General features: G+C 40.6%; 21 protein-coding genes. 12 read left to right on the top strand and 9 right to left on the bottom strand.

The window, feature by feature from the left end:
- Window positions 1–58 precede the first annotated feature (58 nt).
- Complete coding sequence (locus tag QL984_RS10515; RefSeq protein ID WP_128583635.1) at window positions 59–2,281, bottom strand: NADP-dependent isocitrate dehydrogenase; 2,223 nt, start codon at window positions 2,279–2,281, stop codon at window positions 59–61.
- A 453-nt stretch (window positions 2,282–2,734) separates the two neighbouring features.
- Entirely contained in the window at window positions 2,735–2,953 is a 219-nt protein-coding gene (gene cspD, locus QL984_RS10510; protein WP_013464751.1) for a cold shock domain-containing protein CspD, read from the bottom strand.
- Between the two features lie 209 nt (window positions 2,954–3,162).
- Here cspD and clpS point away from each other — a divergent pair, with 209 nt between their 5' ends.
- The gene (clpS, locus tag QL984_RS10505) at window positions 3,163–3,471 is read left to right on the top strand and encodes an ATP-dependent Clp protease adapter ClpS (RefSeq protein WP_008110102.1); all 309 of its coding nucleotides are present in this window, start codon (window positions 3,163–3,165) and stop codon (window positions 3,469–3,471) included.
- A gap of 68 nt (window positions 3,472–3,539) precedes the next feature.
- Window positions 3,540–5,801 carry an ATP-dependent Clp protease ATP-binding subunit ClpA gene (gene clpA, locus QL984_RS10500; RefSeq protein WP_016899877.1) on the top strand — a complete coding sequence of 754 codons (2,262 nt, stop codon included), beginning with the start codon at window positions 3,540–3,542 and terminating at the stop codon, window positions 5,799–5,801.
- A gap of 192 nt (window positions 5,802–5,993) precedes the next feature.
- On the opposite strand, the gene infA is transcribed toward clpA, so the two are convergent.
- The 5 genes from infA to trxB form a co-directional block, all read right to left on the bottom strand.
- Window positions 5,994–6,212: a translation initiation factor IF-1 gene (gene infA / locus QL984_RS10495; RefSeq protein ID WP_002962494.1), complete on the bottom strand. Its 219-nt coding sequence runs from the start codon at window positions 6,210–6,212 to the stop codon at window positions 5,994–5,996.
- A gap of 90 nt (window positions 6,213–6,302) precedes the next feature.
- Window positions 6,303–7,007, bottom strand: coding sequence for an arginyltransferase (locus tag QL984_RS10490; RefSeq protein WP_064663105.1), 705 nt, complete (start codon window positions 7,005–7,007; stop codon window positions 6,303–6,305).
- A complete protein-coding gene (gene aat / locus QL984_RS10485) occupies window positions 7,000–7,716 on the bottom strand; it encodes a leucyl/phenylalanyl-tRNA--protein transferase (RefSeq protein WP_290172666.1) in 717 nt (238 codons plus the stop codon). The genes QL984_RS10490 and aat overlap by 8 nt, the downstream gene beginning before the upstream one ends.
- 180 nt (window positions 7,717–7,896) lie before the next feature.
- Entirely contained in the window at window positions 7,897–10,710 is a 2,814-nt protein-coding gene (locus QL984_RS10480; protein ID WP_081844607.1) for a bifunctional aconitate hydratase 2/2-methylisocitrate dehydratase, read from the bottom strand.
- A 295-nt stretch (window positions 10,711–11,005) separates the two neighbouring features.
- Complete coding sequence (gene trxB / locus QL984_RS10475) at window positions 11,006–11,956, bottom strand: thioredoxin-disulfide reductase (RefSeq protein WP_008110078.1); 951 nt, start codon at window positions 11,954–11,956, stop codon at window positions 11,006–11,008.
- A 276-nt stretch (window positions 11,957–12,232) separates the two neighbouring features.
- On the opposite strand from trxB, the gene pssA reads away from it, so the two are divergent.
- Window positions 12,233–13,558 carry a CDP-diacylglycerol--serine O-phosphatidyltransferase gene (gene pssA / locus QL984_RS10470; protein WP_028835872.1) on the top strand — a complete coding sequence of 442 codons (1,326 nt, stop codon included), beginning with the start codon at window positions 12,233–12,235 and terminating at the stop codon, window positions 13,556–13,558.
- Window positions 13,559–13,676: 118 nt separating this feature from the next.
- Here pssA and ald read toward each other — a convergent pair whose 3' ends face one another.
- Window positions 13,677–14,798, bottom strand: coding sequence for an alanine dehydrogenase (ald, locus tag QL984_RS10465; protein ID WP_273181747.1), 1,122 nt, complete (start codon window positions 14,796–14,798; stop codon window positions 13,677–13,679).
- 139 nt (window positions 14,799–14,937) lie between these two features.
- Here ald and lrp point away from each other — a divergent pair, with 139 nt between their 5' ends.
- The 9 genes from lrp to QL984_RS10420 all read left to right on the top strand — a co-directional run bounded on the left by lrp (window position 14,938) and on the right by QL984_RS10420 (window position 24,826).
- Window positions 14,938–15,417 (top strand): leucine-responsive transcriptional regulator Lrp, encoded by a 480-nt coding sequence (gene lrp, locus QL984_RS10460; RefSeq protein ID WP_008110073.1) that lies wholly within the window; start codon window positions 14,938–14,940, stop codon window positions 15,415–15,417.
- A gap of 196 nt (window positions 15,418–15,613) precedes the next feature.
- A complete protein-coding gene (locus tag QL984_RS10455; RefSeq protein ID WP_013464760.1) occupies window positions 15,614–18,103 on the top strand; it encodes a DNA translocase FtsK 4TM domain-containing protein in 2,490 nt (829 codons plus the stop codon).
- Complete coding sequence (gene lolA, locus QL984_RS10450) at window positions 18,103–18,729, top strand: outer membrane lipoprotein chaperone LolA (protein WP_290172659.1); 627 nt, start codon at window positions 18,103–18,105, stop codon at window positions 18,727–18,729. The genes QL984_RS10455 and lolA overlap by 1 nt, the downstream gene beginning before the upstream one ends.
- Window positions 18,722–20,065, top strand: coding sequence for a replication-associated recombination protein A (locus QL984_RS10445; RefSeq protein ID WP_013464762.1), 1,344 nt, complete (start codon window positions 18,722–18,724; stop codon window positions 20,063–20,065). The genes lolA and QL984_RS10445 overlap by 8 nt, the downstream gene beginning before the upstream one ends.
- Window positions 20,058–20,438: a fluoride efflux transporter CrcB gene (gene crcB / locus QL984_RS10440; RefSeq protein ID WP_010389726.1), complete on the top strand. Its 381-nt coding sequence runs from the start codon at window positions 20,058–20,060 to the stop codon at window positions 20,436–20,438. Before QL984_RS10445 ends, crcB begins: the two co-directional genes overlap by 8 nt.
- 9 nt (window positions 20,439–20,447) lie before the next feature.
- A complete protein-coding gene (gene serS / locus QL984_RS10435; protein ID WP_024601694.1) occupies window positions 20,448–21,752 on the top strand; it encodes a serine--tRNA ligase in 1,305 nt (434 codons plus the stop codon).
- A 383-nt stretch (window positions 21,753–22,135) separates the two neighbouring features.
- Window positions 22,136–23,731, top strand: a complete 1,596-nt coding sequence (locus tag QL984_RS10430; protein ID WP_208597486.1) for a DUF4435 domain-containing protein — start codon at window positions 22,136–22,138, stop codon at window positions 23,729–23,731.
- A 120-nt stretch (window positions 23,732–23,851) separates the two neighbouring features.
- Window positions 23,852–24,073, top strand: coding sequence for a hypothetical protein (locus tag QL984_RS10425; RefSeq protein ID WP_128583629.1), 222 nt, complete (start codon window positions 23,852–23,854; stop codon window positions 24,071–24,073).
- Between the two features lie 426 nt (window positions 24,074–24,499).
- On the top strand, window positions 24,500–24,826 hold the full coding sequence (locus QL984_RS10420; RefSeq protein WP_128583628.1) for a YggL family protein: 327 nt from the start codon (window positions 24,500–24,502) through the stop codon (window positions 24,824–24,826).
- Between the two features lie 447 nt (window positions 24,827–25,273).
- Here the strand turns inward: QL984_RS10420 and QL984_RS10415 are convergent, their stop codons facing one another.
- Window positions 25,274–25,789, bottom strand: a complete 516-nt coding sequence (locus QL984_RS10415) for a hypothetical protein (RefSeq protein ID WP_290172653.1) — start codon at window positions 25,787–25,789, stop codon at window positions 25,274–25,276.
- Window positions 25,790–25,840 lie beyond the last annotated feature (51 nt).

Raw genomic sequence — 25,840 nt, 5'->3', positions numbered from 1 at the left:
ATCTATTAGGCACAAAAAAAGGCGCTCTTTGGAGCGCCTTTTCATTCATTTAATGGATTTATACCAGTTTAGATAAAATCTCGTTAAATGTTGTGCTTGGGCGCATTGCTTTAAAAGCTGCATCGTCATTTGGCTGGAAGTATCCGCCAATGTCCATTGCTGGACCCTGTGCATCGTTTAGCTCGCTAACAATTTGCTCTTTGTTAGTTTCAAGGTCGCTAGCAATTTGCGTAAACTGCGCTTTAAGCTCGCTGTCATCATTTTGCTTAGCAAGCTCTTGTGCCCAGAATAAAGATAAGAAGAAATGAGAACCACGGTTATCAATCTCTTTTACTTTACGTGAAGGCGACTTGTTTTCAGCTAAGAATGTGCCGGTAGCTTTATCAAGTGTATCTGCAAGTACTTGTGCTTTTTTGTTACCCGTTGTTGTGCTTAGGTGCTCAAGTGACGCAGCAAGTGCTAAGAATTCACCTAAAGAATCCCAACGTAAGTGGTTTTCTTTTTCGAATTGTTGAACGTGCTTAGGTGCAGAGCCACCCGCACCAGTTTCAAATAAACCACCGCCATTCATTAGTGGCACAATTGAAAGCATTTTAGCACTGGTACCCAATTCTAAAATTGGGAATAAATCTGTTAAGTAATCACGTAACACGTTACCCGTTACAGAAATTGTGTCTTTACCTTCTTTGATGCGTGCTAGTGAGAACAAGGTTGCATCCATTGGCGATAAAATTTGAATATCTAGGCCAGCAGTGTCGTGATCTGGCAGGTATTTATTTACTTTTTTGATTAGCTCAGCATCGTGTGCACGTTCTGCATCTAACCAGAAAATAGCCGGATTACCTGTTGCGCGAGCGCGGTTTACTGCAAGTTTAACCCAATCTTGAATAGGTGCATCTTTAACCTGACACATGCGCCAGATATCGCCTTTCTCAACACTGTGCTCAAGTAACATATTACCGTTTGTGTCTACAACACGGATAGTACCGTCAGCTTTTGCTTCAAATGTTTTATCGTGTGAGCCGTACTCTTCTGCTTTTTGAGCCATAAGGCCAACGTTTGGTACGCTACCCATAGTCGTAGGATCAAATGCACCGTGCTCTTTACAAAAATCAATCGTTGCTTGGTAAACGCCAGAGTAACAACGATCTGGAATTACAAAGCTTGTGTCTTGTAATTTATCGTCTTTATTCCACATTTGACCGCTTGAACGAATTGCAGCAGGCATAGAGGCATCGATGATCACATCACTTGGTACGTGTAAGTTTGTAATACCGCGATGAGAATCAACCATTGCGATAGCAGGGCGGTCAGCGTAAACAGCTTGAATGTCAGCTTCAATTTCTTCGCGCTTAGCGTCATCTAAAGTTTGAATTTTAGAGTACACATCGCCTAAACCGTTATTTACATCAACACCTAGCTCTTCAAAAAGTGCACCGTGTTTTGCAAAAACGTCTTTGTAAAATACTTTTACAGCGTGACCAAAGATGATCGGATCAGATACTTTCATCATGGTCGCTTTCATATGAAGCGAAAATAACACGCCTTTTTCTTTAGCTGCATTAATTTCAGCTTCAAGGAATGCTTGTAATTTTGCAGCACTAATACGTGATGCATCAATAACTTCACCAGCAAGTAGCGGTGTGCTTTGCTTAAGTACAGTGATATCGCCATTAGCCGCTACGTGTTCAATACGAACATCCGTTGCTTCATCAACAGTTAGTGACTGCTCTGAACCAAAGAAGTCACCTTCTTCCATACTTGCAACATAAGACTGTGAATCTTTGCTCCATGCACCCATAGAGTGTGGGTTATTACGTGCATATTCTTTTACTGAACTTGGTGCGCGACGGTCAGAGTTACCTTCACGAAGTACAGGGTTTACTGCACTGCCTTTAATTTTGTCATAGGCGGCTTGAATCGCTTTTTCTTCATCGTTTTTAGGTTCTACAGGGTACTCAGGTAATGCGTAACCTTTTTCTTGAAGCTCTTTAATTACAGCGCGAAGTTGTGGAACTGAGGCACTGATGTTCGGTAATTTTATGATGTTAGCTTCTGGTGTTTTCGCCATTTCGCCAAGTTCTGCAAGTGCATCACCAATGCGTTGTTCTTCTGTTAGGTAATCCGGGAAGCTCGCAATAACACGACCAGCGAGTGAGATGTCGCGTGTTTCAACTTCAACACCTGCCGCATTTGTGTACGCTTGGATAATTGGTAACAACGAATACGTTGCTAATGCCGGAGCTTCGTCCGTTTTTGTATAGATAATTTTTGATGTCATCATCATTCCTAGATAGTAGGCCGCATTGGCCAAATTCAACAATGCAAAGAAATCATCGCCTAATACCTTATAAATAAAGTATTAATGTATGCAATGAGTAGTCTGTTAGGTGTTGGTACTCGTATAACCTAAACAAGGTAAGAATAATCACACCTGACGGACTAGTGTCTTTTATAACTAAAATTTATGTAAATCTAAACTAGCCATTAGGCTAAAGTAATTACGTTTTACAGGATAAAGAGTGTAACAAGCTTGGCTAAAAAGGGCTAGGATTACGCGCCAAACGCCAGCAGTTAAACATCTAATAATGAAATTATTGGGGTAGATAAAATAAAATCAAGGAGTGGGGTTGAATTAACGAACAATGAAGCAATTAATATAGAAGTGGTTAGGGGTTTTAGGGAATTAAGCGAGGATCTAAATAGGTCGCTCGCTTTAGTCTCATATTTACAATCACTCTAAAATATCGCCGTTAGGGGCTATATTAGTAGCGTGTAGACCTTTAGGGCCTTGTTGTAATTCGAAGGTAACATCTTGACCAGCTTTAAGCGTCTTGTATCCGTCCATTACAATAGTGGAGTAATGAGCAAAAATGTCGTTCTCGCAACCGTCTTCTACGATGAAACCAAAACCTTTGGCGTTGTTGAACCATTTGACTTTACCACAAGCCATACTTCTACATCCTTCTATAAGTTGACTAATTTAGTTATCCTAAACTGTATTGTTTGCTAGACTGACTAAGGTTTAATCAATCACCATTTGACTGTAGTTTATTTAAGCAACCAGTCAAGTGTTTTGGGTTATTTTTTAACATTTTATTTATTTTTTTATTCAAGTTTGCTTGAGTTACAAAGACAAGACTATATTTAATTATGAGTGGTATGAAAGATTCTGGTGTTATCGACACCGTTCGCGATAGTGAAAAGCAAAAGTTGCAGCCACCGCGAAAATATAAAGTTGTTTTAAACAACGATGATTACACGCCGATGGATTTTGTAATTGAGATCTTGATGACGTTTTTTAATATGGATAGCGATAGAGCAACTGATGTGATGCTGCAAATACATCAGCAAGGTAAGGGCATTTGTGGTGTTTACAGCGCAGATGTAGCACATACCAAGGCTGAGCAAGTTAACCGCTACTCAAGGGATAACGAGCATCCACTGCTATGTAGTTGTGAGCAGGAATAAATACCACAAAGGTGAACTTTCATCTTTGAAGTGCGGTATAAAATTATTATCTCTGTAAGGGGTTGCCAATGCTAAATAAAGACTTAGAACTAACTTTGAACACCGCGTTTCGTGAAGCGCGTACACGTCGTCATGAGTTTATGACCGTAGAGCATCTTTTATTAGCTCTACTCGATAATCCATCAGCTGGAGAAGCGCTTAATGCGTGTGGTGTTGACATTTCTGGATTAAAAACAGAGTTACTTGAATTTATTGATGAAACCACACCGGTTATTCCTGATTTAGAAGAAGAACGCGAAACTCAACCAACGCTTGGTTTTCAGCGTGTATTACAGCGCGCAGTATTTCATGTGCAATCTTCGGGAAAAAATGAAGTGACGGGTGTAAATGTACTGGTGGCTATTTTTTCTGAGCAAGAAAGCCAGGCAGTTTATTTACTTAAAAAGAATGATATTTCTCGCCTTGATATTGTTAATTTTATTTCTCATGGGATTGCCAAAGGTGACGACGAATTAGGCGATGATACTGACGATATACATGAAGAAGTGCAAGAAGTTGCCAGTGAAGAAGCGAGTAAGCTTGACAGCTTCACCACTAATCTCAACATACAAGCCAAAGAGGGCAACATTGACCCGCTTGTTGGTCGCGACAGCGAAGTAGAGCGCACTGTACAGGTGTTGTGTCGCCGTAAAAAGAACAACCCATTACTGGTTGGTGAAGCTGGCGTGGGTAAAACCGCTATCGCTGAGGGTTTAGCGTATCGAATTGTTAACGAACAAGTGCCTGAAGTTATTGCTGATGCGGTTGTTTACTCATTAGATATGGGCGCTTTGCTTGCCGGTACTAAATACCGAGGCGATTTTGAGAAGCGCTTTAAAAGCTTATTAAAAGAGCTGCAAGCTAAACCAGGCTCTATTTTATTTATAGATGAAATTCATACCATTATCGGTGCAGGTGCTGCATCGGGTGGGGTAATGGATGCCTCAAACTTAATTAAACCGCTACTTTCCAGTGGGCAATTACGGTGTATGGGTTCTACCACCTATGGTGAGTACAAAAACATTTTTGAGAAAGACCGTGCCTTGGTACGTCGCTTTCAAAAAATTGATGTGCTTGAGCCCAGTGTGGAAGACACCACTAAAATTCTTAACGGCTTAAAAGAGCGTTATGAAGCACACCATGGTATTCGTTACACGCAAAAAGCGTTGAAGGCGGCAGCCGAGCTTAGCGCTAAGTACATTAACGAACGTCATCTGCCTGATAAAGCGATTGATGTTATTGATGAAGCGGGTGCAAGCCAACGCTTGTTACCTACCTCTAAACGTAAAAAAACCATTGGTGTTTCTGATATCGAGCTGATTGTGTCAAAAATGGCGCGTATCCCGCCACAAAATGTGTCGTCGTCTGATAAAGAAACGCTGAAAAACTTAGACCGTAACTTAAAAATGTTAGTGTTTGGACAAGATCAGTCTATTGATGCATTAACTTCTGCCATTCGTTTGTCGCGTTCAGGTTTAGCGAATGAGAACAAACCCGTAGGCTCATTCTTATTTGCAGGCCCAACGGGGGTCGGTAAAACAGAGGTTACCAAGCAATTAGCTAAATGTATGGGCGTTGAGTTTATTCGTTTTGATATGTCTGAATATGTTGAGCGCCATGCGGTGAGCCGTTTAATTGGTGCGCCTCCGGGTTATGTTGGTTTTGAACAAGGCGGCTTACTAACAGAAGCGGTCATTAAAAATCCACACGCTGTTGTACTTTTGGATGAGATTGAAAAAGCCCATCCAGATATCTACAACATTTTATTGCAAGTTATGGATCACGGTACGCTAACTGATAATAATGGCCGTAAAGCCGACTTTAGAAACGTCGTAGTCGTGATGACCACTAATGCCGGCGTGCAAGAAACCACACGTAAGTCGATTGGCTTTAGTGAGCAAGACCATACGCACGATGCAATGGGTGAAATTAATAAAGTATTTTCACCAGAATTTAGAAACCGCTTAGATAACATTATTTGGTTTAATCACCTCGATAAAGAAGTTATTTTACAAGTGGTTGATAAGTTTGTTGTGGAGCTTCAAGCGCAACTAGACAAGAAATCAGTTAATCTTGAGCTGACGTCTAAAGCACGTGAATGGTTGGCTGACAAAGGCTATGACAAAGCAATGGGCGCACGCCCTATGGCACGTGTTATTCAGGAAGACCTTAAAAAGCAATTGGCAAATGAAATACTGTTTGGTGAGCTAATTTCTGGCGGTACGGTAAAAGTATCGGTTAAAGATAAAAAGCTGCGTTTTGATTACGAAAGTGATTTAACCCCAGCCTAATGGTCGTTATACAAAAGCCTGCTTTGCGCAGGCTTTTTTATTTGCCAAAGAAATAGACAACAAAAAACCCAGCAAAGGCTGGGTTTTTTGTTTATTAAATGTAATTACTGGCGAGTATCCATTAATTACATTTAATAAACGCTTAAAGCTAGTTTGCACTAGCCAAAAACTAAATCTCGTTTACGCACTTACTTAGCGAGCACGGAATACGATACGACCTTTCGATAAATCGTAAGGAGTCATTTCTACCGTTACTTTATCGCCGGTTAAAATACGGATATAGTTTTTGCGCATTTTACCTGAAATATGAGCCACAACTACGTGACCATTTTCTAGCTCAACTCGGAACATTGTATTTGGTAAAGTATCAAGGACTGTCCCTTGCATTTCGATTACGTCTTCTTTCGCCATGTTTAGCGTAACACCTCTTTAATAGTTAAACGCTGCAGATTTTGCCCAAAATACGCCAATAAGTAAAGGCGCAGGGGCTATTTTTGTAAATTAAATAGCCAGCCACTGGTCATTGCACTGTTTTTGAGCAGGTAAAAACTGCGTTTTATAGTTCATTTTGTCGCATTCATCTATTTGATAGCCTAAATAAACAAATTGTTTTTGTTGTAGTTTAGCAAATTTAAGTTGCTGTAATATCATTACAGTGCCTAAACTAAAGTGCTCATAGTCAGGGTCAAAAAATGTATAAATTGCCGAAATAGCATTGTCCATACAATCAGTTACAGCAACAGCCACTAAGTTTTCTTGATCCCAAAGCTCTATAAAGGTAATGGTTAACCAGCTACAAAACAAAAAGCTTTGAAATTGTGATTTATCAGGTGGATACATACTACCGTCTTGGTGGCGCAAGCTAATGTATTTACTGTAAAGTGGATAGTATTGTTCGCGTTCAACTTGAGAATATTTTACCTCAAAGCGGTTTTTTGCTTTGTTAAGTTTACGTTTTTGCGATTTTGTCGGCATAAACTCATCAGCTAAAACGCGCACAGAACTACACGCGCTGCAAATAGGGCAGTGCGGACGGTAAATTTGGTTACCACTGCGACGAAAGCCTAATGCTAACAATGACTCAAATTTAGTACTACTGTAACAACTCGGATCGAGTATGACCAACAGTTGCTCTTGGCGGTTAGGCAAATAACTGCATTCAAATGGTTGGCTTAGGCCAATACGAGCGGGAAGTTGTTCATTCATAAATCGCGATTAGCTCCTGTGGCTGCCACATACTGGCAGCTGGGGTGTAACACTGTCCTTTATTAAGTTTAGTTAAAAATTCTTCACGTGGAATAACGCTAGCACCTAACGACATTAAATAAGGATTTTCTAATTGGCAATCAATAAAGTGCGCATTATGGCGTTTAAGCCAATTAACCAGCGCCCACATAGCCAGTTTGGAGCAATTTGTTTGATGATGAAACATTGATTCACCACAAAAAACACCTGTTTGCATAATCCCATATAAGCCACCTGCAAGCTCTCCCTCGCGCCAAACCTCTAAACTATGAGCAAGGCCATGGTGATGGGCTTTAATGTACGCCTGTTGCATTTGTGGGGTGATCCAGGTGCCATCGGTATCAATACGTTGATCGCGACATGCTTCTATCACTTCTTCAAAGGCATGATTAATGGTTACGGTGACCGGGTGCTTTTTTAAATGTTTTCGTAGGCTTTTACTAACATGAAAGTCATTGAGCTCAACAATACCGCGCTCACTAGGCGACCACCACATAATTGGCTCGTGCTCACTAAACCACGGAAAAATACCTTGGCTGTAGGCATTTTTTAATCGCGCTACCGATAAGCATCCACCAATGGCAAGTAAACCATCGGGATCATCTAATGCATGGTTGGGATCAGGAAAAGCAAAGTGGCTTTGAGCGAGTTGATAGAGTTGTTTAGTCATAACACCGATTGAATAACTGCATGGTCAAGGTAAAGTGTAACCTGTTGCTTTAAAATCACAAACCACAAATTATTTTGTTGTCCATAGGGTTGAGCAGGGCTTACATTCCTGTTAGGTAAATTTTAGACATAAAAAAAGCGCGTTAAAAAACGCGCTTAATTAAATGGTAAACTAATCGAATTAGCTAACCACTTTTACAGGTACTGCTTGTCCAGCGTTAAACTTAGTTGTCATTGCTTCTTCAACAGGTGTAAACGAGGTAAGGTCAATACCTTCAACCGCAGACTTATACTCTTCGATAGTCGGGAAACGACCAAGTACAGTAGAAAGTACTACAACCGGCGTAGAACCTAGTAGTGACTCACCTTTTTTCTCAGATGTATCGGCTACTACACGGCCTTGGAACAGACGAGTTGATGTTGCGATAACAGTGTCACCAGGTTCTGCTTTTTCTTGGTTACCCATACATAAGTTACAACCAGGGCGTTCTAGGTATAGGATATTTTCATACTTAGTACGTGCCGCTGTTTTTGGTTTTTCATCATCAAATTCAAAACCTGCGTATTTAGCAAGAATATCCCAGTCGCCTTCCGCTTTAAGCTCATCAACAATGTTGTATGTTGGTGGCGCAACAACTAATGGTGCTTTGAATGAGATAGAACCGTTTTTCTTTTCTAGGTTACGCAGCATGTGAGCAATAATTTTCATATCGCCTTTGTGAACCATACACGAACCAACGAAACCTAAATCAACAGGTTTGTCGTTGTAAAAAGAAACAGGGCGGATCACATCGTGAGTATAACGCTTAGAGACGTCATCGTTGTTCACGTCTGGATCGGCAATCATTGGCTCAACGATTTGGTCCAAATCAACCACAACTTCTGCGTGGTATTTAGCGTTGTCGTCTGGAGAAAGTGCTGGCTCTTCACCAGATTGAATACCTGCAATACGTTTGTCAGCTAAGTCGATTAGACCTTGTAGCGTTTGCGCTTCGTTATCCATACCTTTGTTGATCATGATTTGGATACGTGATTTAGCAAGTTCAATTGACTTAATTAGCGTTTCATCATTTGAAATACAGATTGACGCTTTCGCTTTCATTTCTGCAGTCCAGTCAGTGAAAGTAAACGCTTGGTCAGCCATTAGGGTACCAATATGCACTTCAATGATACGACCTTGGAATACGTTTTCGCCACCAAATTGCTTAAGCATTTGCGCTTGCGTTGCATGAACAACGTCGCGGAAATCCATGTGCTTAGCCATTTTGCCTTTAAACGTCACTTTAACTGAATCAGGAATCGGCATCGCTGATTCACCGGTTGCAAGTGCAACAGCAACAGTACCTGAATCGGCACCAAAGGCAACGCCTTTAGACATACGAGTATGCGAGTCACCACCGATGATGATAGCGCGATCATCAATTGTAATGTCGTTCAATACTTTGTGAATAACGTCAGTCATTGCATGGTAAACGCCTTTCGGGTCACGTGCAGTGATCAAACCAAACTTATTCATAAACGCCATTAGTTTAGGAATGTTAGCTTGTGCTTTGCTATCCCATACTGATGCAGTGTGACAACCAGACTGATAAGCACCATCAACAAGTGGTGAAATCGTTGAAGCCGCCATCGCTTCTAATTCTTGTGCTGTCATTGGACCGGTTGTATCTTGCGAACCAACGATGTTCACTTTAACGCGAACGTTTGAGCCTGCATGAAGTGGTGTATCAGATAGAACACCTACCGCATTACGGTTAAAGATTTTTTCAACCGCTGTTAAGCCTTGGCCTTCATGTGAAATTTCTTTTGAAGGTGCATACACAAGAGGAGTTTCAATGCCGAGCGTTTCAGCAGCAAACGTTTGTAGTTTCTTACCAAATACTACAGCGTATGAACCACCAGCTTTCATGAATTCAACTTTTTGCGGTGTGAACGCTGATGATACATCAACCAGTTCTTTATCACCGTTATAAAGCTTTTTCTCTTTTGTATTGATTGTTAATACAGTACCTGTGGCAACTGAATAAGCTTCTTCAAGCACTGCATCGCCATTTTCATCAGTTACAGTATTGCCGTCTGCATCTACTTTCTTAACCCAGTTTTTAAGATCAAGACCAATACCGCCGGTTACATCAACCGTCGTTAAGAAGATTGGTGCGATACCATTAGTACCTGCAACAACAGGTGCAATGTTGATGAAAGGAACGTATGGACTTGCTTGTTTACCCGCCCAAAGTGCAACGTTATTTACACCAGACATACGAGATGAACCAACGCCCATGGTGCCTTTTTCAGCAATAAGCATTACTTTAGCATTAGGGTGTTTCTTTTGAAGTTCAACGATTTCTTGTTGTGCTTCTTCAGTGATCATACACTTACCGTGTAATTCACGGTCAGCACGTGAGTGTGCTTGGTTACCTGGAGACAGTAAATCAGTTGAGATGTCGCCTTCACCAGCAATGTAAGTTACTACTTCGATTTTTTCTTCGATGTCAGGAAGTTTTGTGAAGAATTCAGCTTTTGAGAAACTCTCTAGTAATTCTTTAGCAATTGCGTTACCTGCTTCGTAGGCCGCTTTTATGCGCTCCATATCAGCATCGTATAAGAATACCTGAGTTTTAAGTACTTCTGCCGCTTGTGCTGCGATTGCTGCGTCATCACCAAATGCTAAATCAATTAGCATTTCAATTGACGGGCCGCCTTTCATGTGTGAAAGCAGTTCAAATGCAAATTCTGGAGTGATCTCTGCAACGTGCTCTTCACCTAAAATGATTTCTTTTAGAAACTGTGCTTTAACGCCCGCAGCACTAGTTGTTCCAGGTAAAGTATTATAAATAAAGAAATGCAGTGAATCTTTACGGTGCTCGTTATTAGTATCTTTAATTTGATTAATTATTTCTGATACTAGTTCAGCGCTATCGATTGGTTGTGGGCTTAATCCAAGCTCCGTTTTACGGGTTTGGATTTCTTCCATATATTTTGTATACAAACTCATAGAAAACTCTCGGTAATTTACTTGATATGAAGTTAAGCATTTTAACTGATTTTACAGTCTCTAGTAATGCCTAAATGAATAAAGCTTTTATTCCTGACGATAATTATAGCTAGTTTTACTTATATAATTTGACGGTATTTGTTGCTCACCCTTAGATCCTATCGCACCTAAGCCATTAATTGTATAAATAAAACTAATTTCAATTATAAGTACAATGAATTTTGGTGTTAGTCCAGTTATGTTTGGGCACAAAAAAGGGCTGAAAATTCAGCCCTTTTCTAATTTAGATTCTAAATTACAGATTATCTAAAAAGCGTTCTGCATCAAGTGCAGCCATACAGCCAGTACCCGCAGAAGTGATTGCTTGACGGTAGATATGATCAGACACATCACCGGCAGCAAATACGCCTGGCACACTAGTTTGTGTTGCATTACCGTTAAGACCAGACTCAACTACTAAGTAGCCGTCTTTCATTTCTAGCTGACCTTCAAACATATCGGTGTTTGGCTTATGGCCAATGGCAATAAACACACCCGCTAAATCAAGTTCTTCAGTAGCATCTGATGCCACATCTTTAATGCGAACGCCGGTCACGCCCATTTGGTCACCAAGCACTTCATCGAGTGTACGGTTGTAGTGCATGACAACGTTACCGTTTGCTGCTTTTTCAGCAAGGCGGTCAGCAAGAATCTTTTCACTACGGAAACTATCACGACGGTGAATAACATGAACTTCATCAGCAATGTTAGATAGGTATAACGCTTCTTCAACCGCTGTATTACCACCACCAACAACCGCTACTTTTTGACCTTTATAGAAAAAGCCGTCACAGGTTGCACAAGCCGAAACGCCACGACCTTGGAAATTAGTCTCAGACTCTAAGCCTAAATATTTAGCAGAGGCACCTGTTGCTATGATTAAAGCATCACAGGTGTAAGTACCTTGGTCACCGGTTAGTGTGAAAGGGCGCTTAGATACGTCAACTTTGTTGATGTGGTCGAACACAATTTCAGTTTCAAAGCGTTCTGCATGCTCTTTCATACGATCCATTAATGCAGGGCCGGTTAAACCGTGTGCATCGCCAGGCCAGTTTTCAACTTCAGTAGTGGTTGTTAGCTGGCCACCTTGTTGAATACCTGTAATTAAAACAGGGTTTAAATTAGCACGTGCAGCGTAAACTGCAGCTGTATAGCCTGCAGGGCCCGAACCTAAAATAAGTAACTTACAATGTTTTGCTTCAGTCATGATCTTTTCCTAAACGTTTAATACGGTTTTAATGCGCCCGATTCTAAGAAAAACAAGCAGGAAGTAAATAAAAGATGAGATTATTTTTTTTCGCAAATTCCGAAGCTGTTCATTAATGTGTACTAGTAAATGACTTATAGGCAGTGCTCGACTAATAAATAGACTGTTAGCCAATAAAACGACGTTAATTCATGACCAGCCTGATTTTTTTTGTTATCTTTTAACTAATTTTGATTTGTCACTGCTTAATTATGTGACCTAAGTGAATAGGCAACTATGTTATTTTGGCAAGAGAAACCCGCATTTGGGTTGACTTCAAAAGACGTTAACGTCTTAACCAATGCGCAAGAATACCGTACGCAATTGTTAGATTTAATTGCCAACGCAAAAAAACGAATTTATATCACCACACTCTACTTACAAGATGATGAAGCGGGTCGTGAAATATTAGCTGCACTACACAGTGCTTCGTTAGCTAATCCTGCGCTTGAGATAAAAGTATTGGTGGATTTTCATCGTGCGCAACGCGGTTTAATTGGAGCTGAAAAGTCAGAGGGCAATGCAAGCTTATATTGCGACGATTTAGAAAAATTTAATTCAAACGTTCAAGTGTATGGTGTCCCCGTAAAGGCAAAAGAACTGTTTGGGGTGTTACATTTAAAAGGCTTTGTTATTGACGACACACTGCTCTACAGCGGTGCCAGTTTAAATAATGTGTATTTGCAATATAGCGACCGATACCGGCTCGATCGCTACTTTTTAGTATCGCAAAGCGAATTATGTGACTCAGTAGTCGATTTTATCGAATCAACTTTATTAAGTTCTGAAGCGGTACCAAGAATTGATCAACGACCGCTTAAACGTATGGCTGACTTTAAGCTTGAACAAAAGCAACTTATGCGTGAGCTTAAATCGGCAAGTTATAAAAATGCGCAAGAGTTTAATACCCATGCAATGGGTATTCGTTTATTTTTAGGGTTAGGCCGTCGTAATAACGAGCTCAATCGCTTAATTAAAGCGTTATTTGATACCACCGAGCAAGAATTGGTGTTATACACGCCGTATTTTAATTTTCCAGCGCCTTTAATGCGCTCTTTACGTCGCTTATTAAAGCAAGGTAAGCAGGTTACTATTGTGGTGGGCGATAAAACCGCAAACGATTTTTACCTGCCACCTAGCGAGCCATTTAGTAAAATTGGTGCACTGCCTTATTTATACGAAACTATTTTGCACAAGTTTGTAAAATCGCAAAAACGCCACATAGATAATGGCAACCTAAACGTATACCTGTGGAAACACGAGAGTAACTCGTTCCATCTAAAAGGGATTTGCTGCGACCGTAAAGTGCATTTACTTAGCGGGCATAACCTAAATCCGCGCGCGTGGGGGCTCGATATCGAAAATGGCATCCTGATAGAAGATCCTGAGCAAACGATAATGCGCGACATTGATAATGAACGCCAAGAAATTTTAAAGCATTGTCGTCGTTTAACCGGTCCAAATGATTTAGAAACCATGGACGATTACCCGCAGCCGGTGAAAAAACTGCTTGGTCAAGCTAAGCGCGTAAAAGTCGATTTTATTATTAAACGATTTATATAATACGAGGGTCTGTTGACCACAGACCCTAAAATTTAGATACAAAAAAAGCAGCTAATTAGCTGCTTTTTTAATGCTTATACCTAAATAATGACTTAGGTATAAGCGGTAACAATAATAGTTACGCGTTTTCTACTGCAGTACGTGGGTCAACATATTCCATGTTGAACGCTTCAGCTACTTCTTTGTATGTTACTTGGCCTTTAATTACGTTTAAGCCTTTTAAGAAGTGAGCGTCATCTAGTAGTGCTTTTTTGTAACCTTTGTTTGCAAGGTTAATGATGAACGGTAATGTTGCATTATTAAGTGCAAACGTAGATGTACGTGGAACAGCACCAGGCATGTTAGCAACACAGTAGTGAACAACTTCATCAACGATGAAAGTAGGATCAGCGTGCGTAGTTGCTTTAGAGGTTGCAATACAACCACCTTGGTCAATCGCAACATCAACAATAGCAGCACCTGGCTTCATTGCTTTAATGTGTTCAGCAGTCACTAGTTTAGGTGCAGCAGCACCTGGGATAAGCACGCCACCAATTACTAGGTCAGCTTCTAGTACGTGCTTTTCAAGCGCGTCAGCTGTTGAGTAAATAGCTTTAACTTTGTTACCAAACTGTGCGTCTAGTGCACGTAGTACGTCGATGTTACGGTCAAGTACAACAACCTCAGCACCTAAGCCAACCGCCATTTGTGCAGCGCTACGACCAACCATGCCGCCACCAATAACAACAACTTTAGCTGGCTCAACACCTGGTACACCACCTAGTAACATACCACGACCGTGGTTTGCTTTTTCTAGCGCTTGTGCACCTGCTTGAATAGACATACGACCCGCTACTTCACTCATTGGTGCCAATAGTGGTAAACCGCCGCGTGAGTCAGTCACTGTTTCATAAGCAATACAGATTGCTTTACTTTTAACAAGGTCTTCAGTTTGTGGAAGATCCGGTGCAAGGTGAAGGTAAGTGAAAAGAATTTGGTCTTCACGTAACATTGCACGTTCAACAGCTTGTGGCTCTTTTACCTTAATGATCATTTCTGCTTTTGCAAAAACGTCAGCAGCTGTTTCTAAAATTTCAGCACCTGCTTGAACATAATCATCATCTGTAAAACCAATGCCCATACCAGCGTTAGTTTCAACAATCACTTGGTGACCGTGATTTACAAGTTCGCGAACACTCGCAGGAACCATACCTACACGGTACTCATGGTTTTTAATTTCTTTAGGTACACCAATAATCATAATTTTGCCTTGTTAGAACGGGATAAAAATTTTTCACTATTATATTCATGCTAGGGTAGTGTGTCTCACCTTTTTTTAAGGTCTTTGTAGTGTTAGTATCTGTTAAATCGATTTTATTAGAATAAAAAACTAAAAAGCTATGCATAACTTATTAGACCGTATTGATCGCAAGATTTTAGTCGAATTACAACTCGATGGCCGCCTGTCAAATGTTGAACTGGCCCGACGAGTTGGCCTAAGCGCCACGCCCTGTCTAGAGCGAGTGAAAAAGCTAGAGCGCGAAGGATATATTTTAGGCTACAAAGCCGTGGTTGATCCTGCCAAGCTTGGTCAAGGGCTTTCTGTGTATGTGGAAGTAACCATTACCAAAACATCGCCCGACGTATTTGAAGAGTTCAGTGCCGCTGTTAGAAAGCACGAAGAAATTATAGAATGTCATTTGGTTTCGGGTAATTTCGACTTTTTATTAAAAACCCGGGTTAACGATATGTCAGAATACCGAGGCGTGCTCGGTGATATACTATTAAAGTTGCCTAATGTGAGTGAAAGCCGCACTTATGTAGTCATGGAAGAAGTAAAAGGTGAAGAGGGCGTGGTGATCCGTCCTTTTGTTGCTTAATGATAGAGTAACAGCCTTTAATATACTTTTATTGTTGCAGCCAACTTTGCTTTTTTAATAAGTGTACGACTAAATAATAAAAACTTGTTCATAATCAGGCCATCATGGTTAAGATAAAGTGCATCAAAATACATTTCCTGCTAAGGTATTCTATTGCCAAGTGAGTGTAAAAAATAATAATGAGGGATAGGTAATTATGCGCCTAAACGGTGTACAAAGACTATTAGAAACGGGGCTCATCGTCAGCACCTTTGCAGCGGTATTTATTTTATGTGCTTTAATTAGTTTTCATCCTGCCGATCCTGCTTGGTCGCAAACGGGTGAATTTACCAACGTACAAAATATTACGGGTACAGCGGGCGCGTGGGTGGCCGACATACTATTACTTACCTTTGGCTGGCTTGCCTATTTTGTGCCAGCGGCTATTCAGCTGCTAGGTTACTTGGTGTTTAAGCAGCCACACCGTATTTTACAACTCGATTACACCACACTTGGATTACGCATTATTGGTTTTGCGCTGTTTATTACCTCAGCAACCGCTATTAGCAGTATTAATTTTGATGATATTTATAACTTTTCATCCGGTGGGGTAGTGGGTGATGTGATTGCATCAGCCATGATGCCAGCGTTTAATTTTACCGGTACCTCTATTTTACTACTGTGTTTCTTTTTTGCAGGCTTAACACTGTTAACGGGTGTGTCGTGGGTACAATTTGTTGATTACTTAGGTGATTTAATTGTTCGGTTATACCGCTTTTTGGTGACCTATGCCCGGGGCTGGATGCAACGCGAACGCATTGCAGGTAAAGTACAAGACGAGCAACCCGATGCTTATTTTGAAGACGATACACGCCAACAAGAACCTGAACTTGCTGATAAAAAAGCAGACAGACCAAAAGCACTCGACAAACCAACAACTAAAGTAAACGCCCCTCAAGACGACGAATTTATGCCGTTTGACGAGCTTGACCAAATACTCGATCAAGAAATTAGCTTTAGCGCCATAGACGATGAACCTATGGACACCGAGGCAGCACTTAACGCGCTGGATCAAAGCCCTGTGGTTGAACCTGAAAAACCAGCAACAACCGTGGTTTCACCAGCAAGGCCAATTAACAAGCCAAAATCAGGGTTTCAACCGCCGCCAACTGCAAAAGAAAAGTTTGAGCAATTATTAGAGCAAGAGCCACCACCGGGGCCATTGCCATCACTGGATTTACTCGACAGGCCCGACAAAGCAAAAAACCCAATTTCGCAAGAAGAGCTCGATAGCGTATCACGCCTTGTAGAAACAAAACTACTCGACTTTAACGTGCAAGCCACTGTGGTTGGGGTTTACCCCGGGCCTGTTGTTACTCGTTTTGAGCTTGATTTAGCACCGGGTATTAAGGTGTCTAAAATTACAGGGCTGTCAAAAGATTTAGCGCGTTCACTTTCGGCAATTAGTGTGCGCGTGGTTGAAGTTATTCCTGGTAAAACCTATATCGGTATTGAGCTGCCTAATAAATACCGTGAAATTGTACGTTTATCAGAAGTCATAAACGCGCCTAAGTTTGAGCAAAACCCATCGCCACTGACCATGGTGCTAGGTAAAGATATTGCAGGGCAACCTGTGTGTGCCGACTTAGGTAAAATGCCACATTTATTAGTGGCCGGTACAACCGGTTCAGGTAAGTCAGTGGGCGTTAATGTAATGATATTAAGCTTACTGTATAAATCGGGCCCAGAAGATGTTCGTATGATCATGATTGACCCGAAAATGCTTGAGCTTTCAGTATACGAAGGCATTCCGCATTTATTATGTGAAGTTGTGACCGACATGAAAGAAGCGGCTAACGCACTGCGCTGGTGTGTAGGTGAAATGGAACGCCGTTATAAGCTGATGTCGGCATTAGGTGTGCGTAACTTAAAAGGGTATAACCAAAAAGTAATGGAAGCCAAAGAGGCGGGCTACCCAATTATGGATCCATTATTTAAAGATACCGATGGCATGAAAGACGGCCCAGATGAGCTAGATAAATTACCTAGCATTGTGGTGGTTATTGACGAATTTGCCGACATGATGATGATTGTAGGTAAAAAAGTTGAAGAGTTAATTGCCCGTATAGCGCAAAAAGCGCGTGCTGCGGGTATTCACTTAATTTTGGCAACACAGCGCCCATCGGTTGATGTAATAACCGGTTTAATAAAAGCGAACATACCTACACGTATGGCGTTTCAGGTATCAAGTAAAATAGATTCGCGCACCATACTAGATCAACAAGGCGCAGAAAATTTATTAGGCATGGGTGACATGCTTTATTTACCGCCAGGCACCAGTGTACCAGAGCGTGTGCATGGCGCGTTTGTAGACGACCATGAAGTACATGCCGTGGTAAACGATTGGAAAGCCCGTGCTAAACCAAATTACATAGACGAGATTTTAAATGGTGATGCCACGGAAGATATTCTATTACCAGGGGAAGCCAGCGAAAATGGCGATGAAGAGTCAGATCCGTTATACGACGAAGCAGTCGCCTTTGTAATAGAAACCGGTAAAGTATCGGTATCATCAGTGCAACGTAAATTACGTGTAGGCTATAACCGTGCTGCACGATTAGTAGAACAAATGGAAACATCAGGTATCGTGAGTGCACCAGGACACAACGGCGCGCGCGATGTATTAGTACCTAATGGAGCAAATTAATGAAAAAATTAAACAGTTTATTATTGGTATTGGGCAGTTTAGTGGCGATGCCAAGCTTTGCTGACGACAGCCAAGCATTACAAGATAAGTTATCGACTTTAAAAAGCTTTAAAGCACAATTTAAACAAAACGTAACCGACGGTGAAGGCCAACTGGTAATGCAAGGTCAAGGCAATATTGCGTTGCAACAGCCATTAATGATCCGCTGGCAGCAAACTAACCCAGACGACACTTTATTTGTATCAAACGGCGATAAAACCTATTACTTTGATAGCTTTGCTGAGCAAGTAACCATTATGAAAACCAGCGGTTTAATTGACTCAACGCCGTTTATATTGCTCACCTCTAAAGACCCTGCGCAATGGGAAAAATACAGCGTGATCGCTACCGATTTAGGCTTTAGGATTACCCCAAATAAAGGCGTAGAAAGCCAAGTAGAGCAGCTTGATATTACTTTTGCTGATAACGAGCAAGGGCTTGCAAAACTGGTAGTTAAAGATAACTCAGGCCAGCTGTCTGCGTTTACATTTAGCAATGCACAGGTTAATACTGAGCTTGATAAAACAACTTTTGAATTTACCCCGCCAGCGGGTGTAGAAATAGACGATCAGAGTAACGGTGAGTAATTTAGGATTTAACTTTGGGCCCGATGTGCGCCCACTCGCTGCGCGTATGCGCCCTTTATCGCTTAACGATTACATAGGGCAGCAACATTTACTCAGCGCTGATAAACCTCTTCATCAAGCGATAGTAGCAGGGCGCTGCCATAGTTTAATTTTATGGGGGCCGCCGGGGGTAGGTAAAACTACGCTGGCGCAAATTATTGCCAACCATGCCGACGCTGAACTAATTCAAATGTCGGCGGTAACTGCCGGGGTGAAAGATATACGCGATAGCGTAACCCAAGCGCGCGATAACTTACAAAGCCGCGGTCAGCGCACTTTAATGTTTGTTGACGAAGTACACCGCTTTAATAAGTCTCAGCAAGATGCGTTTTTACCGCATATTGAAGATGGCACTTTTATATTTGTAGGCGCCACCACCGAAAACCCCTCGTTTGCGCTTAATAATGCGATTTTATCTCGCGCAAGGGTGTATGTATTAAAATCCTTGCAGGAAAGCGATTTATACACAGTAATAGAGCGCGCACTCAAACAAGACGAACAACTTAGCCAAAAGCAAATCGTGATTGCAGATAACGCCAAACAAGCGCTGTGTCAAGCAAGCGGTGGCGATGCTCGTAAAGTGCTTAATTTACTCGAGCAAGCAGTCGATTTAACCACTGAGCAAAACGGCAAGTACAACGTAGACGAACAGGTACTGAGCCAAGTACTCCCTACGCATTTAGCTAAATACGATAAAGGCGGCGATGAATTTTACGATTTAATTTCGGCGTTTCATAAATCAGTACGGGGCAGTTCGCCCGATGGTGCGCTTTATTGGTACTGCCGTATTTTAGCCGGTGGCGGCGACCCGCTTTATGTTGCAAGGCGCTTATTAGCAATTGCCACAGAAGACATCGGCAACGCCGATCCACGCGCGATGGAAGTGGCTTTGAACGCATGGGATATATTCCAACGTGTTGGCCCAAGCGAAGGTGAGCGCGCCATTGCACAGGCCACTTTGTACTTGGCTAGTGCACCTAAAAGTAATGCGGTTTATATGGCGTTTAATCAAGCCAAACAAGACGCTAAAAACGAGCCAAGCTACCCAGTACCAGAGCATTTACGCAACGCCCCCACCAATTTAATGAAAGACTTAGGCTATGGCGCAGAGTATCGATATGCGCATAATGAAGAAGGCGCATTTGCTGCTGGCGAAAAATACCTACCGCCAGAAATGGATGGCAAACAATACTACCAGCCAAGTGATCGTGGACTTGAGCAAAAAATTAAACAAAAGCTCGATTATTTAAAAGAGCGCGACGCACAAAGCCCAATAAAACGTTATGAGCATGATTAAACTTTACATGATGATAGCCCTTGGCGGAGCGTCAGGAGCCTGTTTACGGTTTTTTATTAGCGAAACCATGCTAAAACTCCTCGGTAGGGGATTCCCTTTTGGCACGTTGACGGTTAATATTCTGGGTTCATTGTTGATGGGCATTTTATACGGTTTAATAGATAAACAAGTTATTGCCGTCAGTCCTGCTAAAACCCTCATCGGAATTGGCTTTTTAGGTGCGTTAACCACCTTTTCAACATTCTCAATGGATTCGTTGTTGTTATTACAACAAGGTCACTTTATTAAAATGGCCCTCAATATCATCTTAAACGTGATGGTGTGTATTTTTATGGCTTGGCTGGGCCTTCAGCTAGTAATGCAAAAAGGTTAAAAAACTAACATGTTAGATTCTAAATATTTACGTCAAGATGTCGAACAAACTGCAGCACGTTTAGCCGCACGTGGTTATGAGCTAGATGTAGCGGTAGTGACTGAACTTGAAGAAAAACGCAAAACATTACAAGTAAAAACGCAAGAACTTCAAAGTCAACGTAACGCCAGTGCTAAAGCCATTGGCCAAGCAAAAGCAAAAGGCGAAGACGCACAACCATTGCTAGACGCAGTTGCTAACTTAGGCAGCGAGTTAGACGCGGCTAAAGCTGAGCAAGACGAAGTGTTAGAAGCAATTAAACAAATTGCCTTAGCAATTCCAAACTTACCGGATGAGTCGGTACCAGAAGGCGCTGACGAAGACGACAACGTAGAAATTTTAACTTGGGGCACCCCTAAAAAGTACGATTTTGAAGTTAAAGACCACGTTGACGTAGGGCAAGACCTAAACGGCCTAGACTTTGAAATGGGCGTTAAAATTAGTGGCGCACGTTTTACCGTAATGCGCGGCCAAGTAGCACGTATGCACCGTGCACTTACCCAATACATGCTAGACACCCACACAGATAAAAACGGCTACACAGAAATGTATGTACCGTACTTAGTGAATAGCGCAAGCCTTTACGGCACCAGCCAATTACCTAAGTTTGCGGGCGATTTATTTCACACGTTAGGCCTAGTGAACGATGATGGCGAGCAGCAAGCTGGCTTTAGCCTTATTCCTACGGCAGAAGTACCGCTTACAAACAGCGCCCGTGATGAAATTTACGAAGAAAGCGATTTACCTATTCGCTTAACAGCGCACACACCGTGTTTTAGAAGTGAAGCAGGCAGCTACGGCCGCGATACACGCGGTTTAATCCGTCAGCACCAGTTTGATAAAGTAGAGCTTGTACAGCTTGTAAAACCAGAAGATTCAATGCAAGCACTCGAAGAGCTAACAGGCCATGCTGAGCAAATTTTACAAGCGCTAGAATTGCCATACCGTAAAGTGATTTTATGTATGGGCGACATGGGTTTTGGCGCAGCTAAAACATACGATTTAGAAGTATGGTTACCAGCACAAGACACTTATCGCGAAATTTCATCATGTTCAAACATGGTTGATTTCCAAGCACGCCGTATGCAAGCACGTTTTCGTCGTGAAGGCGCTAAAAAACCAGAGCTTTTACACACACTAAACGGCTCAGGTTTAGCGGTTGGTCGTACACTTGTAGCAATACTAGAAAACTACCAACAAGCCGACGGCTCTGTAGTCGTACCAGAAGTATTACGCCCATACATGGGTGGACTTGAAGTGATTGGTAAAGCGTAAAATACTAGCTGTCAGCTTTAATAAAGAAAGCCGCTGTTTGTAATGAACAGTGGCTTTTTTGTGGATAAAAAGTTAAAGGTAAAAGGTTCAAGGAGAAAGGCTCAAGGCGAAAATAAAAGTCTAAGTTACGCTATTTGTCAGTAAAAATAATAAACCTGCCTTTATTGTTTATTTGCACAACACTTTTTATCCAATATTACTGATCTCTACCATTTTGGTGTTTTTCTGCATCCAGTAAATTCAAGTAAGAGCTAACTAATTGTTTACATGTGTTTATTCGCTGGTTACATTAGATTAATTGTAATATTTAGACATTTGTCGGTTTATAAAACGACAAATGTCGGATACAAAGTTGTTAGGTCATTCTGATGGAGTAGATAAAATTGGTCACTAAAGCACTAACCCTTCCCAAAGAAAATATAACTGAATCCATTGAAGTATGCCAAAGTATGTTACTTATAGGTGCTAATGGTTCAGGTAAAACCAGATTAGGTACATGGATAGAAATAAATTCACCACAGAAAGAATTTGTGCATAGAATCTCTGCGCAAAAATCTTTAGCCTTGCCGGATTCCACGACTCCACAATCAATTGAGCAAGCGGAAAAAGACTTACTATTTGGGAATCCTGGGTGGAATTATCATCACAAAGTAAATAAATGGAGTAGTAAGCCTGCAACTACATTTTTGAATGACTTCCAAAAGCTCATGGTTTATTTATTTTCTGACGAAACAGAAGAGAATGCCAAATTCAAAAGAGCGTGCATTGCTTCGGAAGATCGTGTTGAGCCGCCAAAAACTAAAATTGATCATGTCAAAGAGCTTTGGGAAAAAACTCTCCCTCATAGAGAATTGATTATTGGAGGGCTGCGGATTCAAACACGAATAAAAGGCCAAGAAGACAAAGTATATAATTCTTCCGAAATGAGTGATGGAGAGAGAGTTATATTTTATCTTATAGGGCAGTGCTTAGCGGCTCCAAAAGATGGCATTATAGTAATAGATGAACCTGAATTACACTTACATAAATCAGTACAAGCGCCTCTGTGGGATGCTATAGAAAAACTACGTCAAGACTGCCTTTTTGTTTATTTAACCCATGACGTCGATTTTGCAGCAGCTAAAGAAGCAGCAAAAACTATCTGGTTGAAGTCATTCGATGGTCAAAAGTGGGATTGGGAGCTTATCAATGAGGATGAAAATTTACCGAATGAGCTGCTCATTGAAGTATTAGGCAGTAGAAAACCAGTTGTATTTGTCGAAGGAGAAAATGGTAGCTTCGATAGCAGTCTTTACCGAGAATTATTACCTAACTTTCTTGTCATTCCTCGCGGTAGTTGCACACAAGTCATTCAATCTGTAAAGGCACTAAAAGCCAATTCGCAAATTCATCATTTAAATGTATTTGGGGTAATAGATAGAGATAGACGCCTCCAAGCTGAAATAACGCAGCTAGAGCAAGGTTCTATATATGTTCTAGAAGTTGCTGAAGTTGAAAATCTATTTTGTGCAGAGGAGGTATTAAAAATCGTAAGTGAAAGGCTTGCTCGTGATTCAGCTAATGATTTCTCTACAGTATCTAATACAATTTTTGGTCGACTCCAGTCTGAACTTGATACACAAGTATCACTACATGTATCAAGCGAAATAAAATTTAAACTTAATGTATTTGATGTGAGCCAAAAAGGCGCTACTAATATTAATACAGCACTACAAGATTTAGTAACAAGTATCGATGTTAATCAAATATATTCAGATATAAATCAACGATTCACCGATGTATTGGAAGCTAAAGATTATAAACAATTACTTGCCTTATATAATCGTAAATCACTTTGTACTCAAGTTAGTACATCATTAGGTTTATCTAATGGTAGTTTACCTGAGACAGTAGTAAGACTGATAAAGGGAGAGTGTAAAGAGTCATTAATAACAGCCATAAAGCCATATTTTGGTAACTTTCAGCAACACATGACATAACAAGAAAATAAACAAGGACACGTAACAGTTGGCTACGTTACGCTTCGCTACACATTTTAGCCAACCATTACTTAGCCTGTTATTTGGGCGTTAGCTACCTGATAGGAATTGGAGAAGTATATGGATATTATGGAGATGTTAAGAAGTGGTGAACTGTCTTTAATGGCGGTGATTGTCCCACACCTCATTATCGTAGAGGCTATTGCTGTTGGAACATTTTGTTTAATATTAGCAAAAAGTAAAAATAGAAATAAAGTCACTGCGCTATTAATAGGTGTCGTTCCGTTTTTTAATATTTTGGCACTTTTATACTATGTTGAAACCAAAGGGGTTATTTATTAGAAAGTTCCGGTCAAGCAAGCAGCTGTGTTTTCTTGATCTTTTTATTCAAAAAACCAAGTGTTGTTACTTTTTAAACTCACTTTAAATATGACTATGCATCCAGTAATGACGTCGATTGGTGTGAATATGCACCTTGGTTTGAATAAAAAAACCAAAGGGGTCAAATCTTGACTTCAGACATCAGAACATAAATTCTTCAAAGTGGCTTAATTCAAGCCGCTATTTTCCTCTAAAAGCGCAGCGTCTCTTATCCTTTTTGTGAATAAATCTCTTCATTAAAAAGCACTCAGATAACAACTTAATAGTTAGTTATGTTCTAACTATTTGTTAAATAGTAAATTATCTTTGGATTTTGTTTCTTTATAACTTATTCTATATACCTCATTGGCGGGTTAATAAGTTGGCGTCATATGCCAAAGGATATTTATGAGTACTAAAAGTAGACGATTACGCAAGAAATTGTATTTAGATGAATTTGCTATTCTAGGTTTTGAATTTACTTGTAATTTAAATGCTACTGAAGCGGAATTTGATTTATTACTAGATGGGCTTTTAGAATTCATCGATAAAAGAAAACTTTGTATTGCTGGTGGAGGTGACTGTAAGTCATTCAGTGGTTTTATTTGTTCTGTTAATCGTTATGGTTCGGCGACTAACCAAGATAGAGCAGACGTTGAGCTTTGGTTAAAGTCTAACAAAAATATTTCAAATATTGTTGTTAGTCAATTAGTTGATGCAAACTACGCAGTGTAATGATTTATCTAAAATTATTTGGTTAAAGAACAGAATGATCAAATATTAACTTCACATATCAGAACTTAAATTTACAAAAGAGGCTTAAAAGCCGTTATTTTGCATATTAAGCACAGCATGATAAATCGGGTTGCCCCAAGTCAATTCATCATTTTTGTCGGATGGCGTGGCTTCGCCACTTATCCGACCTACGTTAAAAGGTAGGTTGGTTAAGCCGAAGGCGCCACCCAACAGAGTTCTAATTTAGGTGACACAAGTTGATGATTTAATTAATTTAGTTACTAATTTATGTGTTTATAACCCTTTAAAAGCAGCGAAATTGTCATGAATGTCATTAGTAACACTACAATAATCACTGACTCTTGAGCTTAATTGTAAAAGAGCGAAGTAAGGTTGAAGTTTTAACGTCATGGTTCTGTCGGGCTTGGTCTATAAATTGTACTTATATTATTCAACAGCTTTTAAGCGTTTTGTAATGGCTTGTAATTTATCTTCTAGTGTAAAAGACAGGATTAAGGTTTCTTCTACAATTTCTTTCGTTTCATCAACTAATCCTACTAGCTCCGACTCTTGCTCTTCATCTAAGCCTAGAGTGATCATTTTTGATTGTATAGCTTGAGATAAGTCATTTACGAGTATTTTTATTTGTTTATCTTGCTCTGAGCATAGCTTTTTTATGGTACTAAAATCATCAGCAAGTTGACTTTTTAGAGTGTTTAAAGCTTGTTGGCGTATCGTCGCTTTTTCTAATTGTTGTTCAATAAATTCTATCCGGCTTTCTATAATGGTAAGCAAAATAGCAAAGTTATCTCGAAGGCGACCAAGTAAGCCTTCATCCTTTGTATTTATTCCCTTTACAAGCATTGAACAAGCAGGCGCATTAAATAATAAATTAGAGCTAAATGGAACTATTCGCTTGGCTCTTCTGCCTAGTTCTTGTAGTGGTACAGTGATTTTGGCCACCCATTAAGAAAGAAATGTTATGCTAATAAGCATACAAATTTGGGTGAAAAA

Source organism: Pseudoalteromonas sp. APC 3495 (assembly GCF_030407645.1).
Taxonomy (GTDB): Bacteria; Pseudomonadota; Gammaproteobacteria; order Enterobacterales; family Alteromonadaceae; genus Pseudoalteromonas; species Pseudoalteromonas tetraodonis.
Note: the sequence above shows the minus strand (reverse complement) of the source record. Positions and strands in the feature narration are given on the sequence as shown.